The sequence below is a fragment of the Streptomyces iranensis genome, assembly GCF_017874715.1.
Classification (GTDB): Bacteria; Actinomycetota; Actinomycetes; order Streptomycetales; family Streptomycetaceae; genus Streptomyces; species Streptomyces iranensis.
This window is the reverse complement of sequence record NZ_JAGGLR010000028.1, coordinates 179333-186839: the sequence shown is the minus strand read 5'-3', so window position 1 is coordinate 186839 and position 7507 is coordinate 179333. Positions and strand designations below refer to the sequence as shown.

Annotated in this window: 1 protein-coding gene and 1 pseudogene (1 of these 2 only partly in view); both read left to right on the top strand. The window is 72.1% G+C overall.

The genetic code is table 11. The features are described from left to right. Positions 1-3126 (top strand): type I polyketide synthase (locus J2Z30_RS40485; RefSeq protein WP_209469043.1); only part of this gene is annotated, 3126 nt, incomplete at its 5' end. After that, positions 3123-7507, top strand: a pseudogene (locus J2Z30_RS50260) (SDR family NAD(P)-dependent oxidoreductase) (its annotated part continues 25045 nt past the right edge of the window); the annotation flags it as partial. The gene J2Z30_RS40485 and the pseudogene J2Z30_RS50260, both read left to right, overlap by 4 nt.

Sequence of the window (7507 nt, the reverse complement as noted above, 5' to 3'; positions counted from 1 at the left end):
ATCCGGGCTCGTCGGGTTGATGTGGATTATGCGAGTCATCACCCGTTGGTGGAGCAGGTGCGGGAGCAGTTGCTGGCGGTGCGGGTGTCGCCGCGTCCGGGTCGGGTGCCGTTCTATTCGGCGGTGACCGGTTCGGTGGTGGATACCGAGGGCCTGGATGTTGCGTATTGGTGGCGGAATCTGCGGGAGCAGGTGCGGTTTGCGCAGGCCGTGGCGTCGATGCCGGTGGCCGGGTTCGTGGAGGTGTCCCCGCATCCGGTGCTGGTGCCGGGGGTTGAAGATGGCTGGGCGGTTGGGTCGCTGCGTCGCGACGATGGTGGTCAGCGGCGTCTGCTGATGTCTCTGGCCGAGGCGTGGACTCACGGCGCGGCCGTGGACTGGACCCGCCTGGTCCCCCAGGGCAGTCCGATCACTTTGCCGACGTATCCCTTCCAGCACCGCCGTTATTGGGCGTCGGGTGGCGCGACGGGTCAGGGTGGTGCGGGGCATCCGTTGCTGGGTAGTGCGGTGCGGCTGGCCGAGGACGCGGGCTGGGTGTTGTCGGGCCGGGTGTCGGCGGGGACGAGTCCGTGGCTGGCCGATCACGCGGTCTCGGGGACGGTGCTGGTGCCGGGCGCGGCGTTGGCGGAGCTGGTGCTGCATGCCGGTGACCGGACGGGATTGCCGGCGATCGGGGAGATCACCTTCGAGCAGCCGTTGGTGCTGGACGGTGCGGCCGATGTCCAGGTGCGGGTCGACGGGGAACAGGCGAGCGTGTTCTCCCAGGCGGGTGAGCAGTGGATCCGGCACGCCACCGCGACCTTGGCCGATCCGGCCGGGACGGTGGAAGGTCTCGAAGAGCAGTGGCCCCCGGCCGACGCGCAGCCGCTGCCCGTCAGCGACGCTTACGAGGTCATGGCGGCGCGCGGCTACGAGTACGGCCCGACGTTCCGTGGCCTGCGGGCGGCCTGGCGGCTCGGCGAGGACCTGTACGCCGAAGTGGAACTGCCCGCCGGGGATGCCCAGGACGGGTTCGCGATCCATCCGGCCCTGCTGGACGCCGCGCTGCACGTCCTGATCGCTGCCACCGAGGACGGTGACCAAATCGGGTTGCCGTTCGCGTGGCGGGACGTACGGCTGCACGCGACGGGGGCGTCAGCGCTGCGGGTGCGGTTGAGCCCGGCAGGCCCGGACGCCGTCTCGCTGCTCGCCGCCGATGGCGAGGGCCAACCGGTTGTGTCGGCCGCCTCGATGATGGCCCGCCCGACTGACACCGCTCGGCTCACGACCGGCACGGGTCCGGGCCTGCTGACGTTGGAATGGGCCCCGTTCGGCCTCGGATCGGCGCCGGAACAAGCCTGGGTCCCGGTCGGCCCCGGCCTGGACCTGCCCACGGGAACGGACGGGCCGCTGTTTGCCTTGGCTGAGCTCGCCGATGTGCCGACGGCGTTGGCCTTGGTGCAGGCCTGGCTGGCCGATGAGCATCCGGCGGGGTCGCGGCTGGCGTTCCGTACGCGTGATGCGGTTGCCGCGGTTGAGGGTGATTCGGTCGCGGGATTGGCCGTGTCGGGCGTTTGGGGTCTGGTCCGTTCGGCGATGGCCGAGCACCCTGACGCGGGCTTGGTGCTGCTGGACGACGATGGCAGTCCCGGGTCCGAGGCGATGGTTTCCGCCGCTCTGGCGACCGGGGAAAGGGAGCTGGCGCTGCGCGATGGTGCGGTGCTGGTGCCCCGGCTGCGCCGTGCCGTTCCCGGCGACGACGCGGCCCCGGTGTTCGACCCCGAAGGGGCGGTGCTGATCACCGGCGGGACTGGGACGCTGGGCGGTCTGATCGCCCGGCATCTGGTGGACGCGTACGGGATCCGGAATCTGGTGTTGGCGAGCCGGTCCGGTCCGGACGCGCCCGGGGCCGGCGAACTCGCTGCCGAACTCGAAGCGGCCGGAGCCCGCGTACAAGTGGTCGCCGTGGACCTGTCCCAGCGCACCGCGGTCGACGCGCTGGTGGCGGAACTCCCCGGCCTGACCGGGGTGGTGCACGCCGCCGGCATCACCGAGGACATGTCCGTGACCTCGCTGACCGGGCCGCCGCTGGAACGGGTGCTGGCGGCCAAGGCGGACGCGGCCCGGCACCTGCACGAAGCCACCACCGGCCGGGACCTGGGCCTGTTCGTGCTCTTCTCGTCGCTCGCCGGGCTACTCGGCGGTCCGGGACAGGCCAACTACGCCGCGGCCAACACCTACCTGGACGCCCTGGCCGCCCTTCGGCAGTCCCAGGGACTGCCCGGCGTCTCCATCGCCTGGGGCCTGTGGGAACAGCGCAGCGCGCTGACCGGGACGCTGACCCGGGCTGACCAGGCCCGGCTGGCCCGTGGCGGCGGTGTCGCGCTGAGTACCGAGCAGGCGCTGCGGCTGTTCGACTCCGCGCTGGCCGGCGCCTCGCCGGTGGTGGCGGCCGGCCTGGACGTGGATGCGGCCCGAGCTACCGCCACCGCGGGGTTCGCGCTGCCCTCGGTGCTCGGTGACCTTGTCCGGGCGCCCCGCCGGGCCGCTGCGGGGACTCAGGGAGCCGACACCTTCGCCCGTCGGCTGGCCGGTCTGGGCGAGACGGAGCGGTCGCGTTTCCTGCTCAATCTGGTGCGCGAACACGCCGCGGTGGTTCTCGGCTATGACCAGGCCGAGAGTGTCCGAGCCGATCAGGCGTTCCGGGACTTCGGCTTCGACTCGGTGACCGCGGTCGAGTTGCGCAACCGGCTGGCCGGCGTGACCGGGCTGACGCTCCCGGCCACGCTGGTCTTCGACTACCCGACGTCCCGGGTGCTCGCCGAGCGCCTGCTGCATGTGGCGATCGGCGCACCGAAGGACCCCGAGGAAGCGCGCATCGAAGAAGTCATCCGCGCGATCCCCGTGTCCCGTCTACGCGACGTCGGACTGCTGGACGTCCTGCTCGAACTGGCCGACACGCCGACCAACGGCAACGGCAACGGCAACGGCGACGGCGCCAGCAACGGCAACGGCGACGGCGCCAGCAACGGCAATACCAATGGCAATGGCAGTGGAAACGACCACGGTGGTGCGCCACCGGCGTCCCAGATCGACGAGCTGAGCTCCGACGACCTGATTCGCATGGCACTGGAGGAGAACGAATGACTGACAGCGCCGGCAATGAGAAGCTCCTCGAAGCACTGCGGGCTACGCTCAAGCAGAACCAGCGCCTCAAGTGGGAGAACGAGCAGCTGAGCAGCGCGGCCGGGGAGCCGGTCGCGATCGTGTCGATGGCGTGCCGCTATCCCGGCGGAGTCGCCTCGCCGGAAGACCTGTGGCGGGTGGCCGCGGACGGCGTGGACGCGATGACCGACTTCCCGGCGGACCGCGGCTGGGACACCGAGCCTGCCGGGTATGCGCGGGTGGGCGGTTTCCTGTCCGGTGCGGCGGACTTCGATGCGGAGTTCTTCGGGATCTCGCCGCGTGAGGCGGTGGCGATGGACCCGCAGCAGCGGTTGCTGCTCGAAGTGTCCTGGGAAGCCCTGGAACGAGCCGGCCTGGACCCCTCGCGAATGCGCGGCTCCGACACGGGGATGTTCGCCGGCCTGTCCTTCCAGGACTACGCCTCCCGGCTGCCCGACGAAGGCGCCGGCGGATTCGGACTGACGGGCAACGCACCGAGTGTGGCGTCGGGACGGGTGTCGTACGTGCTGGGCCTGGAGGGCCCGGCGGTGTCGGTCGATACGGCGTGTTCGTCGTCGCTGGTGGCGATGCACCTGGCCGCGCAGGCGCTGCGTAACGGCGAATGCTCCCTCGCGCTGGTCGGCGGGGTAACGGTACTGGCGACGCCGGGAGTGTTCGGGGAATTCGCGGCGCAGGGCGGGCTGGCCTTCGACGGCCGGTGCAAGCCGTTCTCGGCCGCCGCTGACGGTACGGGCTGGGGCGAAGGCGTCGGCGTGGTGCTGCTGGAGCGTCTGTCGGAGGCTCAGCGGCTCGGGCATCCGGTGCTGGCGGTGCTGCGCGGCAGCGCGGTGAACCAGGACGGGGCGTCCAACGGCCTGTCGGCGCCGAACGGCCCGTCGCAGGAGCGGGTGATCGGGGCGGCGCTGGCCAGCGCGGGGTTGTCGACGGCGGACGTGGACGCGGTCGAGGGACACGGGACCGGGACCGCGCTCGGCGACCCGATCGAGGCCCAGGCGCTGCTGGCCACCTACGGGCAGAACCGGCCGGAAGACCGGCCCCTGTGGCTGGGAGCGGTGAAGTCCAACATCGGGCACACCGCGGCGGCGTCGGGCATGGCCGGCGTGATCAAGATGATCGAGGCGATGCGGCACGGGACGCTCCCGGCGACGCTGCACGCCGATGAGCCGTCGCCGCATGTGGACTGGTCGGCGGGTCTGGTGCGGCTGCTCACCGAAACACGTCCGTGGGAGGCCGACGGGCGTCCGCGGCGGGCAGGTGTGTCGTCGTTCGGGATCAGCGGCACCAACGCCCACGTGATCCTGGAAGAAGCCCCCGCCGAGCCGGCCCAGGAACCGGCTCCCGGCCCGGCCCGGCCGGTGGTGGCGGGCGAGGCGGTGCCGTGGGTGTTGTCGGCCAAGTCGGCCCCGGCGCTCCGGGCGCTGGCGGGCCGGCTGGCATCGGACGTCCCGGCCGGGGCCGACATCGCGGACGTGGCGGTGTCGCTGGCCCGGTCGCGAGCGGGCCTGGAGTACCGGACGGTGGTCCTGGGCGCTGACCGTGCGGAGCTGGACGAGGCCCTGACCCGGGTCGAGCCGGGCAAGGACCTGGCCGGAGTCGAGGTCGACAGCGGTGACGTGGCTTTCGTGTTCCCGGGTCAGGGGTCGCAGTGGCTGGGTATGGGCCGTGAGCTGCTGGCCTGTTCGTCGGTGTTCGCCGATTTCGTGGCCGAGTGCGAGCCGTTGGTGGACTTTCCCCTGCGGGATGCGCTGGTGTCCGGGGACGGGTTGGAGCGGGTTGAGGTTGTTCAGCCCGCGTTGTTCGTGATGATGGTCGGCTTGGCCAAGGTGTGGGAAGCGGCGGGGGTGGTCCCGTCGGCGGTGGTGGGCCATTCGCAGGGTGAGCTAGCCGCGGCGTGTTTCGCGGGGGCTCTGTCGTTGGAGGACGCTCTCGGGCTGGTGACTGCGCGTGGTCGGGCGCTGGTGGCGTTGGCGGGCACGGGCGGGATGCTGTCGGTTGCGGCGGCTCCCGAGGTGGTCGAGGGCCTGCTGGCCGATGGGTTGGTGATCGCGGCGGTCAATGCGCCCGGTCAGGTAGTCGTGTCCGGTGCGCCGGAGCCGTTGGACGCGTTGGCGGTGCGGTGTGAGGGGGCCGGGATCCGCGCCCGTCGCGTCGATGTGGATTATGCGAGTCATCACCCGCTGGTGGAGCAGGTGCGGGAGCAGTTGCTGGCGGTGCGGGTGTCGCCGCGTCCGGGCCGGGTGCCGTTCTATTCGGCGGTGACCGGTTCGGTGGTGGATACCGCGGAGTTGGATGTCGCGTATTGGTGGCGGAATCTGCGGGAGCAGGTGCGGTTCGCGCAGGCCGTGGCGTCGATGCCGGTGGCCGGGTTCGTGGAGGTGTCCCCGCATCCGGTGCTGGTGCCGGGTATTGAAGATGGCTGGGCGGTTGGGTCGCTGCGTCGTGACGATGGTGGTCAGCGGCGTCTGCTGATGTCTCTGGCCGAGGCGTGGACCCACGGCGCGGCCGTGGACTGGACCCGTCTGATCCCGGTCGGCCGTCAGGTGACGCTGCCGACGTATCCGTTCCAGCACCGCCGCTACTGGGCGTCCGGTGGCGGGACGGGCCGGGGCGGCGCGGGTCACCCGCTGTTGCAGTTCGCGGTTGAGCTGGCCGAGGACGCCGGCTGGGTGCTGGCGGGACGAATATCGGCCGGTACCAGTCCGTGGCTGGCCGACCACGCGGTCTCGGGCACGGTGCTGGTGCCGGGCGCGGCGCTGACGGAGCTGGTACTGCACGCCGGGGATCGGGCCGGCCTGCCGGCGATCGGGGAGATCACCTTCGAGCAGCCGTTGGTGCTCGAAGGCAGCGGCCCGATCGATGTGCAGGTGTCGGTCGAGGGCGGTCAGGTTGCCGTGTTCTCCCGTACCGGGGAGCAGTGGACCCGGCACGCGACCGCGACCTTGGCCGATCCCGCCGGGACGGTGGAAGGTCTGGACGGCCAGTGGCCCCCGGCCGGGGCACAGGCCCTCCCGGTCGGCGATGTCTACGAGGTCATGGCGGGGCGCGGGTATGAGTACGGGCCGGCGTTCCGTGGCCTTCAGGCGGCCTGGCGGCTCGGCGAGGACCTGTACGCCGAAGTGGAACTGCCCGCCGCCGCGGGCGATGCTCAGGACGGCTTCGGGATCCATCCGGCTCTGCTGGACTCCGCCCTGCACGCGATGATCGTGGGCGCGGAGGACGTTCACGAGGTGCGGTTGCCGTTCGCGTGGCGCGATGTGCGGTTGCACGCGACCGGTGCGTCGGCGTTGCGGGTGCGGTTGAGCCCGGCCGGGTCGGACGCGTTCTCTCTGCTGGCCGCCGATGGTGAGGGTCAGCCGGTGGTGTCGGCGGCGGCGATGATTTCCCGCCCGGCCGACACCGGCCAGCTCACCCGCTCCGGCACGGGCGCGGGGCTGCTGTCGCTCGAATGGGCGCCGTTGAGCCTCGGATCAGCTTCGGAGCAGATCTGGGTCCAGGCGGGTCCCGAGCTGGATCTGCCTGAGGTGGCGGACGAGCCGGTGCTCGCGTCGGCCGAGCCGGCTGATGTGTCCGAGGCTTTGGCGCTGGTGCAGGCGTGGCTGAGGGCTGGTTACCCGGCGGGGTCGCGGCTCGTGGTCCGTACCCGCGACGCGGTCGCGGCTGCGGCGGGCGACACCGTGGCCGGTTTGCCGGGGTCTGGGGTCTGGGGCCTGGTCCGCTCGGCGATGGCCGAACATCCCGACGCGGGCCTGGCGTTGCTCGACGACGACGGCCGTCCCGAATCCGCCGAGATCGTCGGCGCCGCCCTGGCCACGGGCGAAAAGGAACTGGCCCTGCGGGCCGGCGCCGTTCTGGTGCCACGACTGCGCCCTGTGCCCGTCGGCCTGGAACTGCCGGCCGGTCCGGAGGCGTGGCGGCTGGAATGGGCTGAGGGCGGTGACCTGGACAAGGTGCGGGCCGTCCCCGCGCCGGACGCCGAACGGCCGCTGGAACCCGGTGAGGTCCGCATCGCGGTCCGCGCGGCCGGAGTGAACTTCCACGATGTCCTGTCGGCGCTGGGTATGCTGCCCGGCGACCACCGGCCGCCGGGCGGCGAGGGCGCCGGCGTGGTGGTCGAGGCCGGCCCGGAGGTGACCGGCCTTCCGGTCGGCACGCGGGTGATGGGGCTGATGGCCGGGTTCGGCCCGCTGGCCGTGACCGACGCGCGGCTGGTGACGCCGGTCCCGGACGGGTGGAGCGACACCGAGGCGGCCGGGACGACGATCGCGTACCTGACCGCCTACCACGCCCTGTTCGAGCGGGCCCAGCTGCGCTCGGGCGAGCGCGTACTGATCCACGCGGCGTC